The sequence below is a fragment of the Candidatus Binatia bacterium genome (assembly GCA_036382395.1).
Classification (GTDB): Bacteria; Desulfobacterota; Binatia; order HRBIN30; family HRBIN30; genus JAGDMS01.
The window spans coordinates 1-25,297 of sequence record DASVHW010000042.1 but is presented as its reverse complement, the minus strand read 5'-3'; the positions used below and the strand labels follow the sequence as shown (position 1 = coordinate 25,297).

The window sequence follows — 25,297 nt, the reverse complement described above, 5'->3', positions numbered from 1 at the left end:
GCCCCGAGCGCCTGGCGCTGCGGCTCGGGCAGCATGGCCAGCATGGGCGTGTCGAAGGTGCCCGGCGCGATGGTGCAGCAGCGGATGCCGTCGCGCGCCAGATCGCGTGCGATCGGCAGGGTCATGCCGACCACGCCGCCCTTGGAAGCGGAGTAGGCGACTTGGCCGATCTGGCCATCGAAGGCGGCAATCGACGCCGTGTTGATGATGACGCCGCGCTCGCCTTCCTCGTTGGGAGTGTTCTTCAACATCTCGGTGGCGGCCAGGCGGGTGACGTTGAAGGTGCCGATCAGGTTGACCTTGATGACCATCTCGAACATCTCCAGCGGCATCGGGCCTTGCTTGCCGGCGATCTTCATGGCCGAGGCCACGCCGGCGCAGTTGACGACGACGTGCACGCCGCCGAAGGCGGCAACGGTCTGCTGGATGGCCTGCGTCACCTGCTCGGCGTTGGTGACATCGGCCGGGGTGAAGATCGCCTTGCCGCCCAGTTCCTTGGCGAATTGTGCACCGGCGGAGTTGGGCCGGTCGGCAATGGCGGCGCGGCCGCCGCGCTCGAGAACGGCGCGCACCGTCGCCGCGCCCAGACCGGATGCGCCTCCGGTTACGAATGCCACTGCGTTTTGTAGCTTCATCGTCTGCCTCCTAGGAATCGTGATGCGTGACGCGTGACTCTGAGTCTCAAGTCCTGTCACGGATCACGCGTCACGCATCACGCATCATTCCCGCCCGACCATTATCACCGCATGTCTGCGGGTCAAGTCACAGATTCACGCCGCGCGGTGGCGGAAGTGGGCATGGAAGGACACGGCGAAATAGTAGACCGGGAAATACAGCGACAGCCAGGCCAGCGTCCGCGACGGCGTCGGGAACTGCGCCAGCAGCACCACGACAGCGAGCGCCCAGACCACGCCGAGCACGTGCGTCGTGCGCTGCGCCACCGGATTTCGGCTGGGATACAAGTAGCGGATGGGCACGAACACCATCACCACAAACAGCAGCAGCAGGGTGGTATTGAACCACACCGGGGTGGCCAGGGCGAAGAAGTAGAAGACCACGATGTTCCAGTAAGAGGGAAAGCCGGTGAAGAAATGGTCCGCGGTCTTCGCCTGCGTCTGACAAAAACCGTAGCCGCTGGCCAGCAACGGCAGCGCAGCGAGGGCCAGGCCGCCGGGGCCGTGCGGAATGAGTCCGGCATGGTAGGCGAGCCCGATGGGGACGACGACGTAATTGAGGTAGTCGACGATGTCGTCGAGTTTGGCGCCGTCGAATTGGGGCAGGACTTCCTTGACGCGGGCGCGGCGCGCCAGGGTGCCGTCGGTGGCGTCGATCACAATGGCCACCGCCATCCAGACGAAGGCGAGGCCGTAGTCACCATGCGCCGTGGCGTCGAGCGCGAAGAATCCCACCACGGCGCCCAGAGCGGTGTACAGGTGCACTGCCCAGGCCGCGAAAACGGGCCTCATGCGTCGATTTGCAGGCATATGCCGGATTGAACTTTGCAGCCGCCGCGCCGGCGGCGGCCGACAACTGGAACCGGCCCACGGGGCCGGGGCGTGGGCGCCTCACTACGGGGTGGAGGCGTGGCCAAAAAGAAAAGCCTCGGTCCGGGTGAGGCCGAGGCTTTTACATTGGTGCCTCGGGCGGTCAGATCTTCGAGACGTTCGCGGCCTGCAACCCCTTCGGCCCTTGCGTGATCTCGAATTCCACGCGCTGGCCTTCGTCAAGCGACCGAAAGCCCTGGCCGGCGATGGCGGAATAATGGACGAAGACGTCCTGCCCATCGTCTTTGGTGATAAAGCCGTAGCCTTTCTGTCCGTTGAACCACTTAACCGTACCTTGATCCATACTGCCAGTCCCCCTTTTCTACTTCTACGCGGTGTATTTTCCAGGGAAAGCCGAAAGAGAAGGCCGTTCCGCGTCGAGCTGGAGCGCAATTGATGCCGCCGAGTGCCCGCTGTATCGTTACCTCCCTGACCCTTTCGCCTCGAAACTCGAGGCCCTCAATAGCACGGGCGCGCATTCCTGTGCAACAAAAAATAGCTGGCGGTGCCGGCCCCGGTTGGTTACCTTTACTCCCAGTTTTTCCGATGGTATGTTTCTTGCCCACGTACGATTAGCGCCACAGTTCTTATGAGAAAACGACTTCGCTTTGGCATCATGACGATCGTGGTGTTGCTGCTATCCGCGGTAGGCCTTCTGGTCGGCCGCAGCTTGTGGAGCCAGCGCCAGAAGGACCTGGCGCAGCAAGGGTTGGAGTTCCTGCCCGGGGTGTCGCAGCACATCCGCGATTTTCATCGGGTGAAGATTCAGAATGGCAAGAAGGTCTGGGAGATCTCCGCGCTGGATGCCCAGTACTTCCAAGAGGACAACACGGTGGTGGTGCGTGAGGCGAGGATGGAGCTGTCCCTGCGTGACGGCCGGACCGTCGGCCTCAAGAGCGACGAGGCGCGGATTGAATTGGACGGGCGCGAAGTCAAGCGTGTGGTGCTGCGCGGCGCCATTGAGATAAAGACATCGGATTACATGGTCCGGACTGACCAAGCGACGTATGATCACGTCCGCGAGATCATTTCCGCCCCGGGCGCAGTGGAGATTTCCGGACGAGCGTTGCAGCTGCGCGGTGATCAAATGGAGGTGAACGTCGACAGCGAGCGGGTCACCCTGCTCCATAACGTGGCGATGCACTTGGAGCCGGCTTTGTTGCCGCAAGGAGGAAGCGACGCACCGCTGTAGACTCGGCGTGGCCGCGGTCCTCCTGCTGGCCGTGATCGGCGCGCTGGCCGACCGGTCTTGCGGTCAGGAGGCGCGGGCGGCAACGCGGTCGCCTGCCGCCACGGGGACTCCGCCGGGGCCGGAGTCGCTCCTGGGAGCGATGTCCTTCAGCTCGAAGCGGGAGCCCATCTCGATCACTGCCGATGCCATGGAGTTCGAGTACCGCACGCGGGTGCTCGCCTACAAGGGCAGCGTCGTGGTGATCCAGGGCGACATGAAACTGGAGAGCAACCGTCTGACCGTGGCCCTGGACGATCACGTCGACAATCAGGTCAAAGAAGTGGTGGCGGACGGCAATGTCCGGCTGTCCAAGGGTTCGCGCTGGGCCACCGGCGGGCGCGCCGTGTTCGACCAGGGGCGCAACACCGTGGTGCTCAGCGAGAAGGCCGAGTTGCACGACGGCCCCAACCAGATCACCGGCGACCGTGTCGTGGTGTATCTCAACGAGGAGCGCAGCGTCGTCGAAGGCCGGGTCAAAGCCCTGCTGTCTCCGTCACAGGTGGAGGCCGTGCCCGCAGCGGGGGAGAAGAAGCCGTGAAGCGCACCGGCGATCATCACGGCGACAACATGTTGCGCGCCGACGGCCTGTGCAAGCGGCTGGGCGGGCGCGATATTCTCCGCAGCGTCTCGCTCGAGGTCCACGCCGGCGAAGTCGTCGGACTGCTGGGGGCAAACGGGGCCGGGAAGACGACGACGTTTTATGCCATCGTCGGTCTGATTCGGCCGGACCGCGGCAAGGTGCTGCTCAACGGCGCCGACGTCACCGGCGAGCCCATGTACATCCGCGCCCGCAAAGGCATCAGCTACCTGCCGCAGGAGCCCTCCGTGTTCCGCAAACTGACCGTGGAAGAGAACCTTCTCGCCATCCTGGAGTCGCTGCCGCTGACGCGCGAGGAACGGCGGGAGCGGCTCGCCGAGTTGCTCGAGGAGCTCAGCATCGCCCATCTGGCCAAGAACAAAGCCTACTCCCTCTCGGGCGGAGAGCGCCGGCGTGTGGAGATCACCCGCGCCCTGGTCACGGAGCCGGTATTCATGCTCCTCGACGAGCCTTTTGCAGGAATCGATCCACTTGCTATTCTGGATATTCAGAGCATCGTGACCCAGCTGAAGGAGCGGCACATCGGCATACTGATCACGGATCACAACGTGCGTGAGACTTTGGGTATTTGCGACCGCGCCTATATTCTGAACGACGGAGCGGTGCTGGAGGAAGGGACGCCACAAGCAATCGCGGCCAGCCCACAGGCACGGGAACTCTATCTCGGGGAGCGCTTTACGCTGTAGGACCATGGCACTCGAAACGAAACTGTATCAGAGACTCAGCCAGCAGTTGGTGATGACACCCCAGCTGCGGCAGGCGATCAAGATCCTCCAAGTCGGGCGGGCAGAGCTGGAAATCTTGATCGACGAGGCGATGTCGGAAAACCCGGTGATCGAGGAGGGCATCGAGCAGGTCGAGGAGGAACGGCCGCGCACCGAGGAGCCCCTCGAGTCCAGCCCCGACAGCGGCGAGGAATGGCAAGAGGTGCACGAGCAGCGCGAAACGACGACCGAGATCGAGCCCAATGAACGCATGGGCGAAATCGACTGGAAGGAGTACCTCGAAAACTACCGCAACGACTGGCACGGCTCGTCGACCACGGCGGCCGACTACGATGACGAGAAACGCAACACGCTGGAGAACACGCTGGTGCGGGCGACCTCGCTGCAGGAGCACCTCGTCTGGCAGCTGCGCATGACGGGCATCCCTCCGCTGGAAGAGTCGGTGGCGGTCTTGATCCTGGGCAACATGGACAAGGAGGGCTACCTGCGAACGGACATCGAGAATATCGCCTTCGAAAGTGGCCAGGACTTCGATCTGGTGGAGCGCACGCTCAAGCGCATCCAAGATCTCGATCCGCCCGGCGTCGGCGCGCGCAACCTCAGCGAGTGTCTGCTGCTGCAAATCCGCGCGCAGGGCAAGGAGGACTCGCTGGCGTCGGCGATCGTGCGCGACCACCTGGGGCTGCTCGAAAGCAAGCGCTACGACAAGATCTCGAAGGAACTGGGGGCGCCGATGGAGGAGGTGGTGGCGGCGGCCACCTACATCGCCACGCTCGAACCCAAACCGGGCCGCGACTTCGGGGAGGGCGACATCCGCTACATCACCCCCGATGTGTTCGTGCAGAAGGTCGGGGATGAGCTGGTGGTGATCTTGAACGACGACGGCTTGCCCCGCTTGCGGGTGAGCAACTTCTATCGCCAGGTCCTGTCCGAGACCGGCACCGGCGATGCCAAACGCTACATCCAGGAAAAGATGCGCGCCGCCGCGTGGCTCATCAAGAGCATCCAGCAACGGCAGCGGACGCTGTACCTGGTGACCCAGAGCATCGTCCGCTTCCAGTCCGAGTTCTTTGACAAGGGCGTCTCGCACCTGAAGCCGTTGGTCCTCAAAGACGTGGCCATGGACATCGGCATGCATGAGTCCACCGTCAGCCGCGCCACGGCCAACAAGTACGTGCACACCCCGCAAGGGACCGTCGAGCTCAAATACTTCTTCACCTCGAGCCTGCAGGGGGAAAACGGCCAAGAAGTGTCGGCGGAAAGCGTCAAGGACCGCATTCGCGAGATCATCGAAGCGGAGGATCATCAGCACCCCTACAGCGACCAACACATCGCCAAGATGCTGTCGACCGAGCACGTCGGGATTGCCCGGCGCACGGTCGCCAAGTACCGTGGCATCATGGGCGTGTTGCCGTCATCCAAACGGCGCCAAGCATTCTGATCGGCGCGCGGAACATTGCATGCGAGTCATGGTCACCTTTCGGCATGTCGAACCAACCGAAGGCCTGCGCCAGTATGCCGAAGACAAACTCCAACGGGTGCACAAGTTCCTGCGCCACCCCATCGAGGCCCACGTCATTCTCTCGGTCGTCAAGCGCCGGCATGTCGCCGAGGTGCAGATCAGCGCCAATCATCTCAACCTCACCGCCACCGAGGAAACCGACGATCTCCACTCCGCCATCGATCTGGCGATGACCAAACTCGAACGCCAGATCAAGAAGCACGTCGCCAAGCACAAGCAGCATAAGGGTGCGGACACCATCGCCGCCACCACCGCCGGCGCGAGCGCGGCCGGCGAACGCACCGGGCGTGTCCTCCGCACCCAGCGCGTCGCGGTCAAGCCGATGTCGGTCGGCGAAGCGGTGACACGCTTGCGCGCGCAGAAGAGCGATTTCCTCTTCTTCACGAATGCCGCAAACGAGGCCCTCAGCGTCATCTATCGCCGCAAAGACGGGAATTTCGGCCTGATCGAACCGGAGCCGTCGTGAAGGCCGTCGGGCGCGTGCGCCGCCGGCACAGAGGACCGGCATGAGGATTACGGACATCCTGCCCGAGGCCTTGGTGATGCCCACGCTGAAGGGACAGAGCAAGGATGACGTCCTGCGCGAGTTGGCGACGCATCTGGCCAATGCGCATGCGGAGGTCAATGCCCAGCGGCTGCTGGAAGTGCTGTGGGAACGCGAGCGGCTCGGCAGCACGGCCATTGGCGACGGCATCGCCATTCCGCATGGCAAGCTCCCCGGCCTGAAGACCGTGCTGGCCGCGTTCGGCCGCCACGAGCAAGGCATCGACTTCCAGTCGCTGGACGGCAACCCCACCAAACTGTTCTTTTTACTCGTGGCGCCGGAGGATTCCGTCGGCCTCCACCTCAAAGCCCTGGCGCGCGTGTCGCGGCTGCTCAAGGAGCCGGCCTTTCGCAACCAGTTGATGGCCGCAACCGACCGCCACGATCTGTACGAGACCATTCGTCACGAAGATGAGAAATACTGACCACGAGCACGAGCCCGGCATTGAAGTTGCCGCCCTCCTCGCCGACGAGGGGGCGCAGTGGAATCTGGAGCTGGTGGGCGGCAAAGCCGGTATTCATCGCAAGATCGCCGCGCCGCGTATCCAGAAGCCGGGCCTGGCGCTGGCCGGCTACGTCAAGCAAATCCACCCCAAACGGGTCCAGGTGATCGGCACGCCGGAACTGTCGTACCTGCAGACCATGGCGCCGCTGGCGGCACGCCGGGCGGTGGAGCGGATTTGCGCCGAAGACATCGCCTGCCTCATCGTCACCAACGATGCCGCCGTGCCGGCGGTCCTGCGCCGCGCCGCCGACAAGTATCACGTGCCGCTGTTGCGCACGTCGCTGAAGAGCGCGGTGCTGATCCGAGCGGTCGCCGGCTGGCTGGAGGATAAGCTGGCGGCGCGGGTCACGGTCCATGGCGTGCTGGTCCAGGTGTACGGCGTGGGTGTGCTGATCACCGGCAAGAGTGGGATCGGCAAGAGTGAAGCGGCCCTCGATCTGGTCGCCCGCGGCCATCGCTTCGTGGCGGACGACGTCGTCGAGGTCTCCGAGGTGTCGCCGCTCGCCCTCAAAGGCCGCTCCCCGGATCTGACCCAGCACCACATGGAAATCCACGGCCTCGGGATCATCAACGTGCGCGAGCTGTTCGGCACCCTGGTCACGATTGAAGAGCAGCAGATCGACCTGGTGGTGGAGCTGGTCGAGTGGAGCGCTGACGTCGATCGGCTCGGATTGGAAGACGAGCGCTACACCATCCTCCATGTCTCGGTGCCGCTGATCCGTCTGCCGGTGCGGCCCGGCCGCAACCTGGCGATGTTGATCGAGATCGCCGCGCGCAACCAGACATTGAAGGCGCGCGGCCAGCACGCCGCACGGCAGTTCGCCTCCATGGTCGACCGTGAAATCCGCCGTACCGCCCGTCTGCAACGCCACGCGAGTCGGAAGCCATGACCCCTCCGGACGCCCCCGCCAACGAGGCGACGCTCTCCAAGCTTTTGGCGATCAAGAATCGGCTGGGATTGCACGCGCGTGCCGCCGCCCAGTTGGTGCAAACGGCATCGCAGTTCGATGCCGAGATCACCGTGGGGAAGGAAGGTCAGGTCGTCAACGGCAAGAGCATCATCGGCCTGATGATGCTGGCCGCGGCCCAGGGAACCTCCATCGAGGTGAACGTCTCCGGACCGCAGGCGGCCGAAGCCCTGGAAGCGATCGAGCGGCTGGTGGACGCCAAGTTCAACGAGGAATAATGCCTTGACGCTCGCCGCGCCGCTATACTAGGGTGATTGTGCCCTGAAACGCGAGTGCGAATTTTCCCACGCGGCCACCGCGCCGTGGCCAAGGAGGCCGTATGGCTCTAAAGGATTTCGTCTTCACCTCGGAATCGGTGTCCGAGGGTCACCCCGACAAGATGTGCGATCAGATCTCGGACGCCATCCTCGACGCGGCGCTGGCGGGTGATCCGAACAGCCGGGTGGCCTGTGAGAGCTTGGCCAAGACCGGCATGATCGTGGTGGCCGGTGAAATCACGACCCGGACCCAGATCAATTACACCGACGTGGTACGCCAAACGGTTCGCCAGATCGGGTACAACTCCTCCGACGTGGGCTTCGACGCCGAGACCTGCGCCGTCATCGTCGCCATTGAGGGCCAATCACCCGACATTGCGCAGGGCGTTGACGAAGGGGAGCAGAAGGAGCAAGGCGCCGGTGATCAAGGATTGATGTTCGGGTTTGCCTGTGACGAAACGCCCGAGTTGATGCCGCTGCCGATCGTGCTGGCGCATCAGCTGGTCAAACACTTGACCGACATTCGCAAGAGCGGCGCCTACCCTTTCTTGCGCCCGGATGCGAAATCGCAGGTGACCGTCGAGTACCGGGGCGGGCGCCCACACCGCGTCGACACCGTCGTCGTGTCGTCACAGCACAGCCCTGATGTACCCTACGAGACCTTACGTGAGCTGATCGTGGAAGAAGTCATCAAGAAGGTCGTGCCACACGAGTACATGCATCCCGGCATCAAGTACCACGTCAACCCGACGGGGCGCTTTGTCATCGGCGGCCCAGTGGGCGACTGCGGCCTGACCGGGCGTAAGATCATCGTCGACACCTATGGCGGCTACAGCCGTCATGGCGGCGGCGCCTTTTCCGGGAAGGATCCGACCAAGGTTGATCGCAGCGCCGCCTACATGGCGCGTTACATCGCCAAGAACATCGTTGCCGCCAAGCTGGCCAGCAAGTGTGAGGTGCAGCTCTCCTACGCCATCGGTGTCGCCGAACCGACTTCGGTGTTGATCGACACCTTCGACACCGGCGTGGTGCCCAACGACCGGCTGTCCGCTCTCGTCCGCGAGCACTTCGATTTGAAGCCGGCTGGCATCATCCGCAGCCTGGATCTGAAGCGGCCGATTTACCGGCGCACGGCGGCGTACGGGCACTTTGGCCGCGCGCCGGAAGAGGGCCATTTCACTTGGGAACGCACCGATCGTGTCGACGCCTTGCGGGGCGCATTTGAGCTGACGCCACGTCCCGAGCCCCGTAGGGTAGCGGCGCAGCCGGCTGCCTGAGAAGTCCTGAGTCCTGAGCTACTACTGTGAGGAAATTGGTACGAAGGCAAATGAGATTTCGTCAGCACACTCTGTGTGAGCGGCCGAAGGTCGCCAATGGTGGTATAGGCTTCCAGCCTGTACCAGTGAACGTGCGGCCGAACGGCCGCCGGGTTTAGTACAGGCTGGAAGCCTATACCACCGGCATGATCGGACGCGCGGTGCGGCAGGCGACCAGCGAACCGGCGGCGATTCTCACCTTTCTCTTTTGCCAGGGGCACGCGGTGGATGCGGCGCAAGAACGCGTTGGCCTGCATCGTGCTCTGGCGGAATGCCTGCGGGCCATGGTGGCGGCACGCCTGCGCGGGCACCCCATCGTCAGCATCCTCGGCGGTGGCACCTACGGCGCGGCCTATCTGGCATTGGCCGCACCAAGCCACCGCATTCTGGCCATGCGCGGGACATCCGTCGCTCCGCTGGCGCCTCAGGTTCTGCAGGCCTTTGAAGCCCTGCGCGGCCGCAAAACAGTACAACGAGAAGGGGCACAACTGGCGGAGTTGATCCCCGATATCCGCATGGTGGAGAGCATCATCCGCCTGCCGCGGGTGCTGCGCGAGGAACTCACCAAGCTGACCGCACCAGCGGAAAGCTGAAAGCCAGAAGAAGCAGTCACACAGCCTGGCTCACGTTTTACGTCTTACGCTTTTCCGTTTTCCACCTTCACCGCCCATCTTCACCTCACCCGTGCGGCTGACATCGTACCCGCCGAGACGCATCACCGCCTGGCGGAAATCCTCGCCACGCAGCGCCGCCAGCAAGGCCTGGCCGGCCTCACTCGAATAGAAGTCGCGGCGGAAGACGAGATCGTAGTCCTCCTTGTCGACGGCAACGAAATCGAGGCCAAGGGCGTTGGCGGCTGACCGCACCCCCAAGCCGCAGTCGGCCAGAGCGCTGGCCACCGCCACAGCGACCGCCATGTGGGTGAACTCTTCCCGTTCGTACCCGTGGATGCGCTCCGGCCGCAGCCGCAGTTTCGCCAATTTGTAGTCGAGGAGCACGCGGGTGCCCGCACCCGGCTGGCGGTTGATGAAGCGCACATCCGGACGCCGCAGGTCTTGCAGGCGGCGGATGTTCTTCGGATTCCCCTTGGCAACGATCAGACCTTGCTCACGCACCACCAGGTTCACCACGACGACATCGCTCCGCCGCAGGTGGCGGCGGATGTCCGGAAGGTTGTAGGTGCCGCTTTCCGGATCGAGCAGATGCGTCCCGACGACGTGGGCTTCGCCCCGTTTCATGGCCAGCAGGCCGCCCAAGCTGCCAACGTTGGTCGCGGAGATCTTCCGCTGCGGGTGGAACCGTTTCAGGCAATCCTCCAGCAAACCGATCGACAGATCGTGGCTGCCGCTGAAGACGATGGTGTTGGCGATCTCGGAGCGCGGGCGGAGTAATTCGACGCTCACCTCCTCACCCGCGTTGATGCCTTCGGAGAGCGCTGGGATGCGGAGGAATGCATCGGCTTTGACCAGGGTGCTGATGACTCCGGCGCCACGCCCGAGCGGGTTGGCCACGATGCGGTCGCCCACCTGCCCGAGGGTGACACGCATGAACTCCTCCAGCCCGAGCCGCGAAGGCAGCTTGCGCGGCACCAGTGCACGGACGGTGTCCGGAGGCTCGGCCGCATGCCCGAGGAACTTGGCAATCAGCGGCCGCAGCACCTGTTGGCAGACAATGACGGCGGACACCGGATAGCCGGGCAGACCGAGGACCGGTGTGCCACCAACGATGGCGCAGATGGCCGGCTTGCCGGGCATGATGTCGATGCCGTGGACCAGGACCGTTCCCAGCTGGCTCAATGCGGTGGCGGTGAAGTCGTGCTCCCCGGCCGATGAGCCGGCGATGACCGTGACGATGTCATGGTCCCCGACGGTGGCCTGCACCGCGGCCTTGATCAGCTCCAGATCGTCGCCCACGCGTGGGAGCCGATGCGGCTCGCCGCCCCATTCGGTGACGCACGCGGCCACCACGCGCGAGTTGAACTCGATGATGGCGCCCGGCCGTGCCGCCTCGCCCGGTTCGATCAGCTCGCTTCCGGTGGGGAGGATGGCCAGGCGCGGCCGCGGCGACACCGGCACGGTGAGGTGGCCCGCGGCCAGCAAGGCGCCGATATCGAAGGGGCGGATGCGATGCCCACGCGGCAACAGCGGTTCGGTCGCCACGATGTCTTCCCCCACCAGGCGCACGTGTTGCCAGGGCGCGGCGGCCTGCTGGATGGTGACCTTGCCCTGCCCTGCCGGGTAGACATTTTCGATCATGATCACCGCGTTCGCCCACGGCGGCAACGGCTGTCCGGTGTCGACGTACGAGAAGGTCCGCGCCCGGCCAAGTGGGGCGGGCGTCCCTGCCTGCGCCTGCGGCGCAAGCTCCAACGCCAGCGGCTTTGCCTCACTGGCTCCAAATGTGTCCTCGGCTTGGACGGCGATGCCGTCCATCGCCGCACCGTGGTAGTGCGGCGCCGAGAGGCGGGCGAAGATCGGCTCCGCGGTGATGCGGGACAGGCTCTCCTCCACCGCTATCGACTCCGGCGCGCGCCGGCGGATCGTCAAGCCGTCGACAAACACGGCGAGCGTTTCAGCCAGCGATTTCTTGTTGAGATAGCGCGTGCGCGGCATGGTTTCCGCAACGAGCTATCCCGGGAATCGGCGGAGGTGTCAACTCAGGGTCGGGCCGACCGCCTCACGGCCGCCGGCGCGTGCCCTTTTCCTGTTCCTCGCCGGTGCGCATCTATGCTATAGATTTATACCTATTCAGGAACTGTGCGGCCTGCCTGGCTGGCGAACACTCGGTACTGTGACGCCAGGGTCCTTTACTCACACGCGCCGATAATGCTAGCCGGTAAGCTGCACAGTGGAAAGAAAGAGGAGCGATGACCCTGCTTGCGGACACCAAACGGCCTTCGAAGCACCCCCTTGCCGGCACCACCATGAGTGGCGCCGAAATGATTGTCCAGGTGCTGGCCGACGAGGGTGTCGATGCCATCTTTGGATACAGTGGAGGAGCGATTCTCCCCACGTATGATGCGGTCTTCCTTTACAACGAAAGCCATCCCAAAGAAGAAGAGATCCGGCTGATCGTACCGGCCACCGAGCAAGGCGCCGGGTTCATGGCCGCCGGGTACGCGCGTTCGAGCGGCAAGGTGGGCGTCTCGCTGGTCACCTCCGGCCCCGGAGCAACCAACTCGGTCACCCCGGTGCGGGACTGTCATGCCGATTCGGTTCCGATCGTTCTGATCTGCGGCCAGGTGGGGCGGGCGTCAATCGGGACCGACGCTTTCCAAGAGGCGCCGGTCTTCAACATCATGTCCGCGTGCGCCAAGCATGTCTTCCTGGTCACCGACGAGAGCAAGCTCGAGGCCACCATGCGGACCGCATTCGAGGTGGCCCGCAGCGGCCGGCCCGGGCCGGTCGTGGTCGACATTCCCAAGGACGTGCAAAAGTACGAGGGCGTTTTTCAAGGGAGCGGCCTCCTGCAGCTGCGTGGCTATGAGGAACGGCTCGAGACCCTGAATCATGCCACCATCCCTGACGAGCAAGTCCACGCCTTCTATCGCTTGCTGGGGGAGGCGGAGCGTCCGCTGATCTACGCCGGCGGCGGCGTCAACAACAGCAACGCCACGCCGGAGCTGAGAGCGTTTTCCGAGCGCTTCGGAATCCCCGTGGTCACCACGCTGATGGGGATCGGGGCGGTGGATACCAAGAGCGAGCTGTCGCTCCACATGCTGGGGATGCACGGCACCGCCTACGCCAATTACGCCGTCGAGGATTGCGATTTCCTCTTCGCCGTCGGCGCCCGTTTCGACGACCGTGTCGCCGGGAAAGTCAAGGACTTCGCGCCCCGAGCCACGATCGCCCACCTCGACGTCGATGCCTCCGAAATCGGCAAGGTGAAGTACGTCGACTGGTTCCACGTGTCGGATGCCAAGCGCGGCCTCGTCCAGCTGCTCAAGGGCGGCAAGTCCTTCAAGAAGGATTTCAGCCGCTGGCTGGCGCATGTGAAGGCGCTCAAAGTCGAGCACGCGCTCAACTACAACCGCGGCTCCGACCTCATTCAGGCCGAAGAGGTCTTGACGGTGTTGAACGAGATCACTAAGGGAGGAGCCATCGTCACCACCGGTGTCGGCCAGCACCAAATGTGGTCGGCGCAGTACCTGGACTTCGTTCACCCGCGCAGCTTCATCACCTCCGGCAGCATGGGGACGATGGGATTCGGTCTGCCGGCGGCGGTCGGCGCCCAGATCGCCAACCCGGACAAGCTGGTCATCGACATCGATGGCGACGGCAGCATCCGGATGAACTACGGCGAGTTGGAAACCCTGACCAACTACGACATCCCGGTCAAGGTCCTGCTGCTCAACAACTTCGGCGACGGGATGGTGCGCCAGTGGCAGGATCTCTTCCATGACCAACGCTATGCCGGCACCGACAAGACCCTGCACAAGAAGGATTTCGTCCGCGCCGTGCAGGCCGACGGGTTTGAGTTCGCCAAGCGGGTTTCGGAGCGGGCGCAGGTACGGCAGACCTTGGAGGAATTCGTCAATTTCCGCGGCCCGGCCTTTCTCGAGGTGATCATCGACCAACACGAGCACGTCTATCCGATGGTCGGCCCGGGTATGGGCTACAAGGACATGATCGTCGGCAAGTACATCAAGCCGCGGGAGAAGACCGCGGGCAAAGTGGACAGCGGCACGAGCTTCTGAACCTCCACACGTTGACCATGGCGCGGCCGCATCCGATCACGACGAGAGCCGGCATGAAGACCGGCGAACTGGTGGTGACCTTGCCTCCCGGGTGGGAACTCCGGTTGCGGCGCGTGCTGAAGCAGATTCTCCCCGACACCCTGCCCGATCCGCGCGAGAAGGGGCTCAGTCAAAACCAGCGCGACGCCCGCACCCAGGTGCGGAGGAAACGCCGGCAAGTGGTGATGTGTCAGTTCATCAGCGATTTGATTACGGCCGACATCATCGGCAAAGAAGTCGCGCTGTCGACGCGCAACCGCTACGGTTTCCGCCACGGGTCGTTGCGCGAGCACGTGCAAGCGATCCTGCGCGAGGTCGCGGAGAAATAGCTTCTCCGCCGGCACCCCCTGAGCGAGCGCGATCCCTCGACGAAGCCGCCGCCGGGGTCGCCGCCTGACGCAATGGCGCTGTCTCCAGGCGCGATGGTACAATCATGATCGACTAGGTTGACTTGTCCCATGGTGTCCCATAAGTAGGACAAGTGGGCATCGATTGGGGCAAATGCAACTGACTGTCCGTAACGTTTCCGATCTCTTCAAAGTTTCGGAGAAAACCGTTTATCGGTGGATCAATCAGGGAATTCTGCCGGCGTACCGGGTGAGCGATCAATACCGATTCAACCGGGCCGAGCTGTTGGAGTGGGCGACCGCTCGCAAGATGAACGTCTCGGCCGAGTTGTTCGATGAGCCCGAGAGTGATGCCACGCCCATCCCCGGTCTGGTCGAAGCGTTGCAGGCCGGCGGGATCTTCTATCGGTTAGGGGGCACCGACAAGGAGTCGGCCCTGCGCAGCCTGGTGGAGCACATGCGGTTACCCGACGAGGTGGATCGGGAGTTCGTGCTGCGGGTGTTGCTCGCACGGGAGCGCCTGCAATCAACCGGGATTGGTGATGGAATTGCCATTCCCCACGTCCGCAACCCGATTGTCCTGCACGTGGCCCGTCCGATGATCACGCTCGGCTTCCTCGAACACGCGATTGAGTTCGACGCCTTGGACGGCAAGTCCGTGTTCGCGCTGTTTTCGCTCGTCAGTCCCACAGTGCGCGCGCACCTGCGGTTACTTTCGCACCTGGCGTTTGGGCTCAACCACCACGGGTTCAAGGAGGCCGTGCTGCGTCAGGCTTCACGGGACGAAATCCTGGATGAGGCCCGGCTAGTTGAAGCGGCCATCACGCCCAGCGCCGTTGGCGATGGCAGGCAGGTCAAGCGGGAATAGATGGTCCTTCTGCTTGCCGCGACGGTGCTTCTGGTCGTCAGTGGCTGTGCCGCCCTCCTGATCCCGCAGTCATCCCGTTGGCCCAACGCCGTCGGGGCGGGTGGCGCTGTCAGCGGGTGTCTGCTCGGGTTGATTCCCGCCGCGCGCACATTGCTCGGCGTGCCCAGCTCGTCGTTGCACCTGGCCTGGCAGATCCCCGGCGGCTCGTTCTTCGTGGAATTGGACGCGTTGTCCGCGTTTTTCCTGCTCCCGATCCTCGGGCTGTCGGCGCTGGCGGCGGTGTACGGCAGCGAGTACCTGTTGGCGTACCGTGAGAAGAAGTGGCTGGGTCCGCCGTGGTTCTTCTTCAACCTCCTCGTGGCCAGCATGGTCCTGGTCGTGGTCGCCCGCAATGGCATGCTCTTCCTGATGGCGTGGGAGGTCATGGCGCTGGCGTCGTTCTTTCTGGTGACCTTCGAAGACGAAACCGACAGTGTTCGGGAGGCAGGCTGGACCTATCTGGTGGCCACGCATCTCGGCACGGCGTTCCTGCTCGCCTTCTTTCTGTTGCTGGGGCGCGGGAGCGGCTCGCTCGATTTCGACCGCTTGGGCGCGGCGCCGGCGCAAGCCAGCCTGCTGTTTCTGCTCGCCGTCGTCGGCTTCGGCACCAAGGCCGGGTTCATGCCGTTCCATGTCTGGCTGCCGGAAGCCCATCCCGCCGCGCCGAGCCACGTGTCGGCGGTGATGTCCGGCGTGATGCTGAAGACCGGCATCTACGGCCTGGTGCGCCTGCTCAGCGTTCTTGGTCCGCCACCGCTGTGGTGGGGATGGCTGCTGTGTGGGATCGGGGTGACCTCCGGCATTTTCGGAGTTCTTTTTGCGTTGGCGCAGCACGACCTGAAGCGTCTGCTTGCCTACCACAGCGTCGAGAACATCGGCATCATTACGCTCGGCCTCGGTGTGGGTGTCTTGGGAATCAGCACCGGCAGTCCCACCCTGGCCGTGCTTGGATTCGCCGGCGGGCTCCTGCACGTGGTGAACCACGCCATTTTTAAAGGCCTGCTCTTCCTTGGCGCCGGCGCGGTCGCGCAGGCAACCGGTACGCGGGAGATCGACCATCTCGGTGGTCTGCTCAAGCGCATGCCGTGGACCGGTGCCACGTTCCTCATCGGGGCCGTGGCCATTTCGGGGCTGCCACCTCTGAACGGCTTCGTGAGCGAGTTACTGATCTATCTCGCAGCGTTCTGGGGGGTGACGTTCACCGGTAGTGCGACGGCGGTCCCAGTTCTTGGCGTCATTACTGGATTGGCATTGATCGGGGGTCTGGCGGCAGCCTGCTTCACAAAAGCGTTCGGGATCGTCTTCTTGGGCGAAGCCCGCAGTGATCACGCTACGCACGCGCACGACCCCGGGGTGGCGATGCGGCTGCCGATGGTCGTGCTCGCCGCGGCCTGCGTGCTGATCGGATGCTTCGCGCCGTGGATCGTTGCCGCCTTGGCACCAGTCATCGGGACTGCGACCGGGTTACCCGTGGAAACTGTTCGGGCGAACCTTGCACCGGCGATGCGGCCGCTGCTCTTCGTCGTCTTGGGTACGCTCGGGCTGGCCGTCGTGACCGCGCTCATCGCGGCATGGCGTCGCTGGTTGCTGGCGGATCGGCGGGTGGAAGAGAGCCCCACGTGGGATTGCGGGTATGCGCAGCCCTCGCCACGCATGCAATACACGGCGTCATCCTTCGCCCAGCCGCTGACGGATCTCTTTGGCTTGCTGCTCCAGACGCGCTACCGCGTCGTACCGCCCGTGGGCTTCTTCCCGCGCGTTGCGTCGCTGGCCACCGACACTCCAGACGTGTGCAGCGAGTACCTCTACCGACCCTTGTTTACCGGAATCGGCCGCGGGCTGTCGTCGTTGCGGTGGTTGCAGCACGGCAGGGTGCATCTCTACGTCTTATACATTGCGCTCACCTTGTTGATTCTTTTGATCTGGAAGCTTGGCTAACCCATGCGCATCGCGCCGCTCCTTCACATGATCTTGCCGCTGGCGTTCGCGCCGCTTCTGCTCAGCGTCATCAACCGCACCAAGGCGATGGTCGCGGGGCGCAACGGGCAAGTCCTGCTGCAGCCGTATTACGACTTGGCGAAGCTGCTGAAGAAGGGGGCGGTGTACAGCCGCACCACGACCTGGGTGTTTCGGGCCGGGCCGGTGGTCGGCCTGGCGGCGGTGCTGGTTGCCACGACGCTGGTTCCGTTCGGGGGCGCATCCGCGCCGGTAGCATTCGCCGGCGACCTGATCTTCTTCGTCTATTTGCTGGGTGTGCTCCGATTCTTCACCGTCATCGCCGGGCTCGATACCGGCTCGAGCTTTGAAGGTATGGGCGCCAGCCGCGAGGTCACCTTTTCCGCCCTGGCTGAACCCGCGTTGCTGCTCGCGCTAGCGGCGGTGGCGCGCCACGCTGGCAGCCTGTCGCTCTCGACGATGTACGCCGGGATCAGTCTCGCGAGCTGGGCAGGCGCCGCCCCCGTGTTCGCGCTGCTCGCGGGCGCGCTCATGGTCGTGTTCCTGGCCGAGAACGCGCGTATTCCGGTCGACGATCCAACCACGCACCTCGAGTTGACGATGATCCACGAGGTCATGGTGCTCGACCATGGCGGCCCGGACCTGGCGTTCATCTTATACGGCAGTGCCCTGAAGCTGTGGCTGCTGGGGATGCTGCTGGTCGGCCTGGTGGTGCCCATACGCAGCGGCAACCCGTGGGTCGACGGTATCGCCGCGATGGCGGGTCTGCTCGGGTTGGCGGTCCTCACCGGCCTCATCGAATCCTCAGTAGCCCGGTGGCGCCTGGTGCGCGTGCCGCAACTGCTGGTCGGTGCCTGCGTCCTCTCCGCCCTCGCACTGGTGTTGGTGCTGCGGTGAGCCCATGACCGTTTGGGTTGACACGGCCTTGGTGCTCATGGCGTTGACCAGTTTGCTGCTGGTCGCTTCGAGCCGACTGACGCGGTGCATTCGCATCGTGGCATTCCAAGGTGTGCTCCTCGGTGCCCTGACATTGGTGGTGCATCAGCACGAACCGTCATTGCGCACGCTGTTGATGGCGGTGGCAATTGTGGGATTGAAAGGCGTGGTGTTTCCGCGGCTGCTCTCGCGCGTGCTGCAGGGCGCCGACGTGCGTCGGGAGGTCGAACCCCTCGTCGGGTACATCGGCTCGCTGCTGCTCGGGACGTTGACGCTGGCTGTTTCCTTCTGGTTGAGTGCGCGGCTACCCCTTCCAACGCCGGCGATCTCCGCCTTGGTTGTTCCCGTGGCACTATTCACGACGCTCTCCGGGCTGTTTCTGATCGTGACCCGGCGCACGGCGCTCACACAGGTGCTCGCCTATCTGGTGCTGGAAAATGGCATTTACGTGTTCGGTGTCGGCCTGGTGCAGGGCACGCCAATGCTCGTCGAACTGGGCATCCTGCTCGATGTCTTCGTTGCGGTGTTCGTCATGGGCATAGCCATTTTCCACATCAACCGGGAGTTCGACCACATCGATACGGATCAGCTCACCATGCTGCAGGACTGGACGGCGTGATGCTGTTGGCTCTGCTCCTGCTGCCGACGCTGGCTGCGGTCGGTGCGTATTTCATGAAGCACGACGCCCAGCGTCGGACGCTGTTGATTCTCACCGCGGTGGTGCATGCGGCCGTAGTAGCGACGACGTGGCAGCTCCCGCCGACATCGCTCTTGGGCGGCTGGTTGCGTCTGGATGCGCTCGGGCAGTTGTTCCTGAGTATCACGAGCGCACTGTTTCTGGCCGCCGCGATCTACAGCGTCGGCTACTTGCGGCGCGAAAGCCAGGGCGTGCGCAGAGACTTCGAGGAAAACCTCGTCTTCGCCAACGCACCCGAAGCCACGTTCACCAGTTGCCTGCTGCTTTTTCTCGCTGCCATGACGCTGGTGACCGTCAGCCACCGTTTCGGCCTGCTCTGGGTGGCCATCGAGGCAACCACGCTGGCGAGCGCGCCGCTGATCTACTTTCATCGCCATCACCGCTCGCTCGAAGCCACTTGGAAGTACCTGCTGATCTGCTCGGTCGGCATCGCCCTGGCGCTGCTCGGCAACTTCTTTCTCGCCGTTGCGGCTTCCGGTCAGGGCGACAGCCAGATCCCACTGGTCCTGAGCGATCTGACACGGCGCGCCAGTGAACTGCATGTGCCGTGGTTGAAGGCCGCGTTCCTCCTGTTGCTGGTGGGGTACGGCACCAAGATGGGGTTGGCGCCGCTGCACACGTGGCTGCCCGATGCACACAGCGAAGCCCCGTCGGTGGTCTCGGCATTGCTCTCCGGCGCCCTGCTGAACTGCGCCTTCCTGGGCATCCTGCGGGTGCAACAGGTCTGTGTGGCCGCGGGCCAGGGCGCCTTCGGCCAGGACCTGCTCGTGGGCTTTGGCCTGCTCTCCATGGCGGTTGCCGCCGTCTTCATTACGGGCCAGTCCGATTACAAGCGCATGCTCGCGTACTCGAGCGTCGAGCACATGGGCGTCCTGGCGTTGGGAGTCGGGATCGGTGGGGTGGCAACGTTCGGGGCGATGCTGCACGCGGTAAACCACTCGCTCACCAAAGCCATGCTGTTTCTGGTCGCCGGCAACATTCTGGCGGCATATCACTCGAAGTCGACCACCGACGTCCGCGGCGTGCTGCGCGTGCTGCCGGTCTCCGGAGTGCTGTGGGTAGTGGGTTTCTTGGCGATCACCGGCTCGCCGCCGTTCGGCCCATTCTTGAGTGAGTTGACCATCCTGAAGGGGGCTCTGGACCAGGGCCGGAGCGCGCTGGCGGTGGCGTACCTCGCACTCTTGGCTGTCATCTTCGTGGGCATGGCAAGCGCGGTGCTCCGCATGGCGCAAGGCCGGCCGGTGGGCGAGCCCCAACGGCTGCCGGTGCGCGAGCCCGCATTGGCCATCGTGCCACCCGCAATTCTTGCGCTGTTGGTTCTCTTCCTGGGGCTCTATATTCCCGGGATCCTGCGCCACACCATTGTGGAAGCAGCCCGGGCGCTCGGATAATCGGTATGTCCAGCAACGCACTGTGCTCAGTTCGCAATGGGGAAGCGGTTGAACTCTCGGCAGTTCCACGACTCTCCGTTGCGGCATTCAGAGAGGCGGTCGTTGAGGGGGTCACGGCGGGCGGCCGCATCGCTGCCCTTTTTGGTTGTCCGATCGCCACAGGAGTCCAGCTGGTCGCGGTGTTGGCGCACAGCGACACCGGAGCGCTCTCGCTTGGCACCGCTGATGTCGGGGCGTCCTACCCAGCCTTGACGCCGGAGTGCCCGCAGGCGCACTGGTTCGAGCGCGAGGTCGCTGAGCAATTCGGGGTGCGACCGGAGGGCCATCCGTGGCTCAAGCCGATTCGCTTTCACCTGCCGTACGGTGCCGATTTTCGGGTCGCGTCGCCGGCTGAGAACGTGGAGACCGTTCCAGGGGTGACCGACTTTTTCAGCGTGTGGGGCGAGGAGGTGCACGAGGTGGCGGTGGGCCCCGTCCACGCAGGTGTCATCGAACCCGGCCATTTCCGCTTCCAGTGCCACGGCGAACGCGTGCTTCACCTGGAAATCTCGCTGGGCTACCAGCACCGTGGCGTCGAGCCCGCGCTGATCGGCGGGCCCGACAAGCGGACAATTCATTATATGGAGACGCTCGCCGGCGACACCTCGATCGGCCACGCCACCGCGTACTGCGAGGCGTTGGAGGCGCTCGCAGGGTGGCGCGTGCCGGCGCGTGCCCAGGTACTGCGCGCCATCGCCCTCGAGCTGGAGCGGCTCGCCAATCATACGGGCGATCTCGGCGGGCTCGCGGGCGATGTCGGTTATCTGCCCACGGCGGCCTACTGCGGCCGCATCCGTGGTGACTTTCTGAATCTGACCGCCCTCATCTGCGGCAGCCGCTTTGGTCGCGGTCTCATTCGCCCGGGTGGCGTTGCCTTTGACGTGGACGACGACCGCATGGCGCAACTGTCACACCGCCTGGAGACGGCCTTGACGGACGTGACCAGCGCGGTCCGTCTGTTGTGGGACACGCCATCCGTCGCAGCGCGGTTCGAACAAATCGGGGTGGTCTCACGCGCGGACTGCGAGGCGCTCGGGTTGGTCGGCCCGGTGGCGCGCGCATGTGGTGTCGAGCGGGACGTGCGGCAGGAGTTCCCATCCGGCATCTTCCGCTTCGCCCATATCCCCGTCTCCACGTGGCAGAGTGGGGACGTCATGGCGCGCGCCTACGTCCGCTGGCTCGAGCTGCAGCGCTCGGTGGCCTTCATCCGCGATCAGCTCGCCACCCTGGACCGCGGACCGACGCGAGTCGACGGCGGGCCGCTGGCCGCCAACCGGATCGTGGTCTCGCTTGTCGAGGGCTGGCGGGGCGAGATCTGTCACGTCGCGGCGACCGACGCGCACGGGCGCTTGGCGCGCTACAAGGTGGTCGATCCATCGTTTCACAACTGGATGGGATTGGCGCTGGCACTGCGCGATCAGCAAATCTCGGACTTCCCGCTCTGCAATAAGAGTTTCAACCTCTCGTACTGCGGACATGATCTGTAAGGAGCAGCCGTGTTGAGACTTCTCTTGGCGCGCCTGCAACAGGGGCATCGCACGATTTCGTTCCCGCGCCGGGAACCCACCCTGCCGGACCGCTTTCGCGGCCTCCCCACAATTGATCAGGCGAAATGCCGCGAGGGATGCCAACGGTGCGTTGAGGTGTGTCCGACAGATGCGATTGCGGCGGACGAGCACGGCTGGCGAATCGATCTCGGCAGCTGCCTGTTCTGCACGGAGTGCCGTGACGCGTGCCCCGACGGGGCCATACAATACACCGCGGAATACCGGCTGGCGCAACGGACGCGCGGTGACCTGGTGCACACCGGACAGACGGTCAAGCTGGCGCAAGCGCTTGGTGAGGAGAGCCGGCGTCTATTTGGCCGCTCCCTCAAGCTCCGTCAAGTGAGTGCTGGCGGGTGCAACGCCTGCGAGTCGGATGTCAACGTGCTGAACACGGTGGTCTTCGACCTGGGCCGGTTCGGCATCCAGTTCGTGGCGTCGCCGCGCCACGCCGATGGGTTGCTGGTGACGGGACCGGTCACGGAGAACATGCGGCTGGCGCTGAAGAAGACCTATGATGCCGTGCCGGCACCGAAGATCGTCATCGCGGTGGGCGCCTGCGCCATCTCCGGAGGCCCGTACCGCGATCACCCGGAAGTGCACAACGGTACGGACAGCGTGGTGCCGGTCGATCTCTATGTTCCCGGCTGCCCGCCGCACCCGGTGACCATCCTGGATGGTCTCTTGCGGCTGCTGGGAAGGCTTGGGAGCGACCGCGCGTAGGAGCGCGGCTCATGGCGCGCCGTGGCGCGCGTCCCAGGCAGCACCCTACCGTTACAAGGACGAAGAAAGCTGTTATCCATCGGACTGCGTCGGAACAGGAGATCCACGTCAATGAGCGATAGCCCGAAAGCCGAAGCGACGCCGCCAGCGGCGGGAACCCCCGCGGCGGGATCCGACTTCATCCGCCAGATCGTCACCAATGACTTGAGGAGCGGCAAGCACACGTCGGTGTGCACCCGTTTTCCGCCCGAGCCGAACGGTTACCTGCACATCGGTCACGCCAAATCGATCTGTCTGAACTTCGGTATCGCCCGCGAGTTCGGCGGCATCTGCCACCTACGCTTCGATGATACGAACCCGGTCAAGGAAGACATCGAGTACGTCGAATCCATCCAGGAAGACGTGCGCTGGCTGGGTTTCGATTGGGCCGACAAACTGTTCTACGCCTCGGATTACTTCGACCGGCTCTACCAGTATGCCGCCGAGCTGATCAGGAAAGGCAAGGCGTACGTCTGTCACCTCACGGCGGAGGAAACCCGTGCGTACCGAGGCACGCTCACCGAACCAGGAAGGAATAGCCCGTACCGAGACCGTCCGGTCGAAGAGAACCTGGAACTGTTCGAGCAGATGCGGCGCGGTGAGCTCGAGGAAGGCAGGTGCGTTCTGCGCGCCAAGATCGACATGGCCTCGGGCAACATCAACATGCGCGATCCGGCGGTGTACCGCATCAAAAAGGCCCACCACCATCGCACCGGCGACAAGTGGTGTATCTACCCGATGTACGATTTCGCGCACGGGCTCTCCGACGCCACCGAAGGCATCACGCACTCGATTTGCACGCTCGAGTTCGAGGACCACCGCCCGCTGTACGATTGGTTCCTCGACCAGCTCGACGTCCCCTGTCACCCACGGCAGATCGAGTTCGCACGCCTGAACTTGACCTACACGGTGCTCAGTAAACGCAAGTTGTTGCAGCTCGTGCGCGACGGGCTGGTCGACGGATGGGATGACCCGCGCATGCCCACCCTTGCCGGCTACCGCCGGCGCGGTTACACCGCCGAGTCGATTCGCAACTTCTGCGACCGCATCGGCGTGGCCAAGGCCAACAGCACGGTCGACGTCGCCATGCTCGAACACAGCATCCGCGAGGGTCTCAACCAGCGTGCACCCCGGGTGCTCAGTGTCCTCAAACCGCTGCGGGTGGTCATCGACAACTACCCAGCCGACCAGACGGAGGAACTCGAGGCCGTCAACAATCCGGAGGACCCTTCCGCCGGCACACGCACGCTCCCGTTTTCCAAGGTCCTGTACATCGAGCAGGACGACTTCCGCGAAACGCCGCCGCCGAAATACTTCCGGCTTTCCCCGGGCAAAGAAGTCCGCTTGCGTTACGCCTACTTCATCACCTGTCAGAGTATCGTGAAAGACCCGCAAACCGGGGAGGTGAGCGAGGTCCACTGTACCTATGACCCGGCCACCCGCGGCGGCGATGCACCCGATGGGCGCAAGGTGAAGAGCACCCTGCACTGGGTTTCGGCGCCGCACGCCATCGACGCCGAGGTGCGGTTGTACGACCGGCTGTTCGCCGCGGAGTTTCCGGACCGCGAAGGGAATTTCCTCGACGCCCTCAACCCCAACTCCCTCGCGGTCCTGCAGGGTTGTAAGCTCGAGCCATCACTCGCCACCGCGCGTCCCGGCGACCGGGTCCAGTTTGAGCGCCAAGGGTACTTCTGGGTCGATCCGAAGCTCTCGAAACCCGGAGCCCTCGTCTTCAACCGCATCGTCGGACTGAAGGACGCCTGGGCAAAGATCGAGAAGCGTGGCGCGTGACCGGCTGACACAGCCGGATCATAGCTGGAGCCGTTGGCGAGATCTCCGTGCAACTATTGACGGCACTATCGTCATCTGAGGCAGCATCCGACTCAGCTAGCCGAGCTGGTTAGCCTTTCGCCGGCGGCGTGGGAACGCAACCGTTCAGAGCGTTGTTCACCGCCGTCAAAATCTCATCCACGGTTATGCTTCTATCCTGATTGGCGTCACCGGCGTCGCAGGTCGAAATCGCAGCAGTGCCGAGCGCGATGTCGACCATGGTGAGGATTTCGTCGACCGTGACCTGGCCATCGCCGCCGCAGTCACCGACACAGGGCGGGGGGGAAACCGTCGGTGTCGCCGTCGCTGTCGCCGTCCGCGTTGGCGTTTCCGTCGCCGTGAACGTAGCGGTCACCGTCTGAGTTGGCGTTGGCGTGCCCGTTGGAGTGTCCGTAGACGTAGCGGTCGGCGAGGCCGTGGCCGTAGCGGTAGGTGTTGCGGTCTCGGTAGGCGTCGCTGTGTCGGTGGGTGTTGGAGTGACCGTTGGCGTAGGGGTTTGCGTCGGAGTGAACGTCACCGTCGGTGAATCGGTCGGCGTGGGCGTCACAGTGTTCGTTGGAGTTGTCGTTGCCGTCGGCAGTCGCGGGAGGCAGCGCAGCGTATTGGTGCAGGTCGCATCGCTCACCACCTCACAGCTACCGCACGTGCCGTCGAGAGGCGCCGAGCAATAATCGAGGCACTGACAACAATCTCTCGCGTCGACCGGGGTCTTGGTTGGCGTTGGCGTTATCGTCGGTGTCGGTGTACCGGTGGGGGTCTCAGTGGCAGTGGCGCTCGGCGTCGCTGTCAATGTCGGGGTCGTTGTGAGCGTGGGCGTCGGAGATTTCGTCACCGTGGGCGTGGAAGTGGCGGTCGGCGTTTTGGACGGCGTCGGCGTGACGGTTGGTGTCGGCGTTGCGGTGGGTGTGCGAGTCGCCGTGGCGGTACGCGTCAGCGTGGCAGTA

General features: G+C 64.2%; 27 protein-coding genes. 22 read left to right on the top strand and 5 right to left on the bottom strand.

Annotation, left to right across the window (positions count from 1 at the left end; translation table 11 throughout):
• From VF515_02405 to VF515_02395, 3 genes are all read right to left on the bottom strand, one after another.
• Window positions 1-617: SDR family NAD(P)-dependent oxidoreductase (locus VF515_02405; GenBank protein HEX7406480.1), on the bottom strand; the 617-nt coding region annotated here is incomplete at its 3' end.
• A gap of 153 nt (window positions 618-770) precedes the next feature.
• Window positions 771-1,466 carry a CDP-diacylglycerol O-phosphatidyltransferase gene (locus tag VF515_02400; protein ID HEX7406479.1) on the bottom strand — a complete coding sequence of 232 codons (696 nt, stop codon included), beginning with the start codon at window positions 1,464-1,466 and terminating at the stop codon, window positions 771-773.
• A gap of 181 nt (window positions 1,467-1,647) precedes the next feature.
• Window positions 1,648-1,848, bottom strand: coding sequence for a cold shock domain-containing protein (locus VF515_02395; protein ID HEX7406478.1), 201 nt, complete (start codon window positions 1,846-1,848; stop codon window positions 1,648-1,650).
• Window positions 1,849-2,133: 285 nt separating this feature from the next.
• Here VF515_02395 and lptC point away from each other — a divergent pair, with 285 nt between their 5' ends.
• From lptC to VF515_02345, 10 genes are all read left to right on the top strand, one after another.
• Window positions 2,134-2,736: an LPS export ABC transporter periplasmic protein LptC gene (gene lptC / locus VF515_02390; protein HEX7406477.1), complete on the top strand. Its 603-nt coding sequence runs from the start codon at window positions 2,134-2,136 to the stop codon at window positions 2,734-2,736.
• A 7-nt stretch (window positions 2,737-2,743) separates the two neighbouring features.
• Window positions 2,744-3,313 carry an LptA/OstA family protein gene (locus tag VF515_02385; GenBank protein ID HEX7406476.1) on the top strand — a complete coding sequence of 190 codons (570 nt, stop codon included), beginning with the start codon at window positions 2,744-2,746 and terminating at the stop codon, window positions 3,311-3,313.
• Window positions 3,314-3,342: 29 nt separating this feature from the next.
• Complete coding sequence (lptB, locus tag VF515_02380; protein HEX7406475.1) at window positions 3,343-4,059, top strand: LPS export ABC transporter ATP-binding protein; 717 nt, start codon at window positions 3,343-3,345, stop codon at window positions 4,057-4,059.
• A gap of 4 nt (window positions 4,060-4,063) precedes the next feature.
• Complete coding sequence (gene rpoN / locus VF515_02375) at window positions 4,064-5,539, top strand: RNA polymerase factor sigma-54 (GenBank protein HEX7406474.1); 1,476 nt, start codon at window positions 4,064-4,066, stop codon at window positions 5,537-5,539.
• A 19-nt stretch (window positions 5,540-5,558) separates the two neighbouring features.
• The gene (raiA, locus tag VF515_02370) at window positions 5,559-6,086 is read left to right on the top strand and encodes a ribosome-associated translation inhibitor RaiA (protein HEX7406473.1); all 528 of its coding nucleotides are present in this window, start codon (window positions 5,559-5,561) and stop codon (window positions 6,084-6,086) included.
• A gap of 40 nt (window positions 6,087-6,126) precedes the next feature.
• Window positions 6,127-6,588 carry a PTS sugar transporter subunit IIA gene (locus VF515_02365; protein HEX7406472.1) on the top strand — a complete coding sequence of 154 codons (462 nt, stop codon included), beginning with the start codon at window positions 6,127-6,129 and terminating at the stop codon, window positions 6,586-6,588.
• Window positions 6,575-7,558: an HPr(Ser) kinase/phosphatase gene (gene hprK, locus VF515_02360; protein HEX7406471.1), complete on the top strand. Its 984-nt coding sequence runs from the start codon at window positions 6,575-6,577 to the stop codon at window positions 7,556-7,558. Before VF515_02365 ends, hprK begins: the two co-directional genes overlap by 14 nt.
• Window positions 7,555-7,854 (top strand): HPr family phosphocarrier protein, encoded by a 300-nt coding sequence (locus tag VF515_02355; GenBank protein HEX7406470.1) that lies wholly within the window; start codon window positions 7,555-7,557, stop codon window positions 7,852-7,854. Before hprK ends, VF515_02355 begins: the two co-directional genes overlap by 4 nt.
• 101 nt (window positions 7,855-7,955) lie before the next feature.
• Window positions 7,956-9,170: a methionine adenosyltransferase gene (gene metK, locus VF515_02350; protein HEX7406469.1), complete on the top strand. Its 1,215-nt coding sequence runs from the start codon at window positions 7,956-7,958 to the stop codon at window positions 9,168-9,170.
• A gap of 185 nt (window positions 9,171-9,355) precedes the next feature.
• Window positions 9,356-9,802 carry a biotin-independent malonate decarboxylase subunit gamma gene (locus VF515_02345; protein ID HEX7406468.1) on the top strand — a complete coding sequence of 149 codons (447 nt, stop codon included), beginning with the start codon at window positions 9,356-9,358 and terminating at the stop codon, window positions 9,800-9,802.
• A gap of 30 nt (window positions 9,803-9,832) precedes the next feature.
• On the opposite strand, the gene VF515_02340 is transcribed toward VF515_02345, so the two are convergent.
• The gene (locus VF515_02340; GenBank protein HEX7406467.1) at window positions 9,833-11,821 is read right to left on the bottom strand and encodes a molybdopterin biosynthesis protein; all 1,989 of its coding nucleotides are present in this window, start codon (window positions 11,819-11,821) and stop codon (window positions 9,833-9,835) included.
• A 254-nt stretch (window positions 11,822-12,075) separates the two neighbouring features.
• Between VF515_02340 and ilvB the strand changes: the two genes are divergently transcribed.
• The 10 genes from ilvB (at window position 12,076) to VF515_02290 (ending at window position 24,314) form a co-directional block, all read left to right on the top strand.
• Complete coding sequence (gene ilvB, locus VF515_02335; GenBank protein HEX7406466.1) at window positions 12,076-13,905, top strand: biosynthetic-type acetolactate synthase large subunit; 1,830 nt, start codon at window positions 12,076-12,078, stop codon at window positions 13,903-13,905.
• A gap of 53 nt (window positions 13,906-13,958) precedes the next feature.
• A complete protein-coding gene (locus VF515_02330; protein HEX7406465.1) occupies window positions 13,959-14,273 on the top strand; it encodes a hypothetical protein in 315 nt (104 codons plus the stop codon).
• 172 nt (window positions 14,274-14,445) lie between these two features.
• On the top strand, window positions 14,446-15,159 hold the full coding sequence (locus VF515_02325) for a PTS sugar transporter subunit IIA (GenBank protein HEX7406464.1): 714 nt from the start codon (window positions 14,446-14,448) through the stop codon (window positions 15,157-15,159).
• Window positions 15,160-17,136, top strand: a complete 1,977-nt coding sequence (locus tag VF515_02320; GenBank protein ID HEX7406463.1) for a proton-conducting transporter membrane subunit — start codon at window positions 15,160-15,162, stop codon at window positions 17,134-17,136. It begins immediately after the preceding gene.
• A gap of 3 nt (window positions 17,137-17,139) precedes the next feature.
• Window positions 17,140-18,051, top strand: coding sequence for an NADH-quinone oxidoreductase subunit H (locus VF515_02315; GenBank protein ID HEX7406462.1), 912 nt, complete (start codon window positions 17,140-17,142; stop codon window positions 18,049-18,051).
• Between the two features lie 4 nt (window positions 18,052-18,055).
• Window positions 18,056-18,709 carry a hydrogenase gene (locus VF515_02310; protein ID HEX7406461.1) on the top strand — a complete coding sequence of 218 codons (654 nt, stop codon included), beginning with the start codon at window positions 18,056-18,058 and terminating at the stop codon, window positions 18,707-18,709.
• Window positions 18,709-20,178 carry a proton-conducting transporter membrane subunit gene (locus tag VF515_02305; GenBank protein HEX7406460.1) on the top strand — a complete coding sequence of 490 codons (1,470 nt, stop codon included), beginning with the start codon at window positions 18,709-18,711 and terminating at the stop codon, window positions 20,176-20,178. The genes VF515_02310 and VF515_02305 overlap by 1 nt, the downstream gene beginning before the upstream one ends.
• Window positions 20,179-20,183: 5 nt before the next feature.
• Window positions 20,184-21,704: an NADH-quinone oxidoreductase subunit C gene (locus tag VF515_02300; protein ID HEX7406459.1), complete on the top strand. Its 1,521-nt coding sequence runs from the start codon at window positions 20,184-20,186 to the stop codon at window positions 21,702-21,704.
• A 9-nt stretch (window positions 21,705-21,713) separates the two neighbouring features.
• Entirely contained in the window at window positions 21,714-22,484 is a 771-nt protein-coding gene (gene nuoB, locus VF515_02295; protein HEX7406458.1) for an NADH-quinone oxidoreductase subunit NuoB, read from the top strand.
• Window positions 22,485-22,595: 111 nt separating this feature from the next.
• On the top strand, window positions 22,596-24,314 hold the full coding sequence (locus VF515_02290) for a glutamine--tRNA ligase/YqeY domain fusion protein (GenBank protein HEX7406457.1): 1,719 nt from the start codon (window positions 22,596-22,598) through the stop codon (window positions 24,312-24,314).
• A gap of 109 nt (window positions 24,315-24,423) precedes the next feature.
• Here VF515_02290 and VF515_02285 read toward each other — a convergent pair whose 3' ends face one another.
• Window positions 24,424-24,708: a hypothetical protein gene (locus tag VF515_02285; protein HEX7406456.1), complete on the bottom strand. Its 285-nt coding sequence runs from the start codon at window positions 24,706-24,708 to the stop codon at window positions 24,424-24,426.
• Window positions 24,709-24,727: 19 nt separating this feature from the next.
• Here VF515_02285 and VF515_02280 point away from each other — a divergent pair, with 19 nt between their 5' ends.
• Together VF515_02280 and VF515_02275 are read left to right on the top strand one after the other, a co-directional pair.
• Complete coding sequence (locus VF515_02280) at window positions 24,728-25,024, top strand: hypothetical protein (GenBank protein ID HEX7406455.1); 297 nt, start codon at window positions 24,728-24,730, stop codon at window positions 25,022-25,024.
• A 90-nt stretch (window positions 25,025-25,114) separates the two neighbouring features.
• On the top strand, window positions 25,115-25,297 hold a 183-nt coding region (locus tag VF515_02275; protein HEX7406454.1), incomplete at its 3' end, for a hypothetical protein.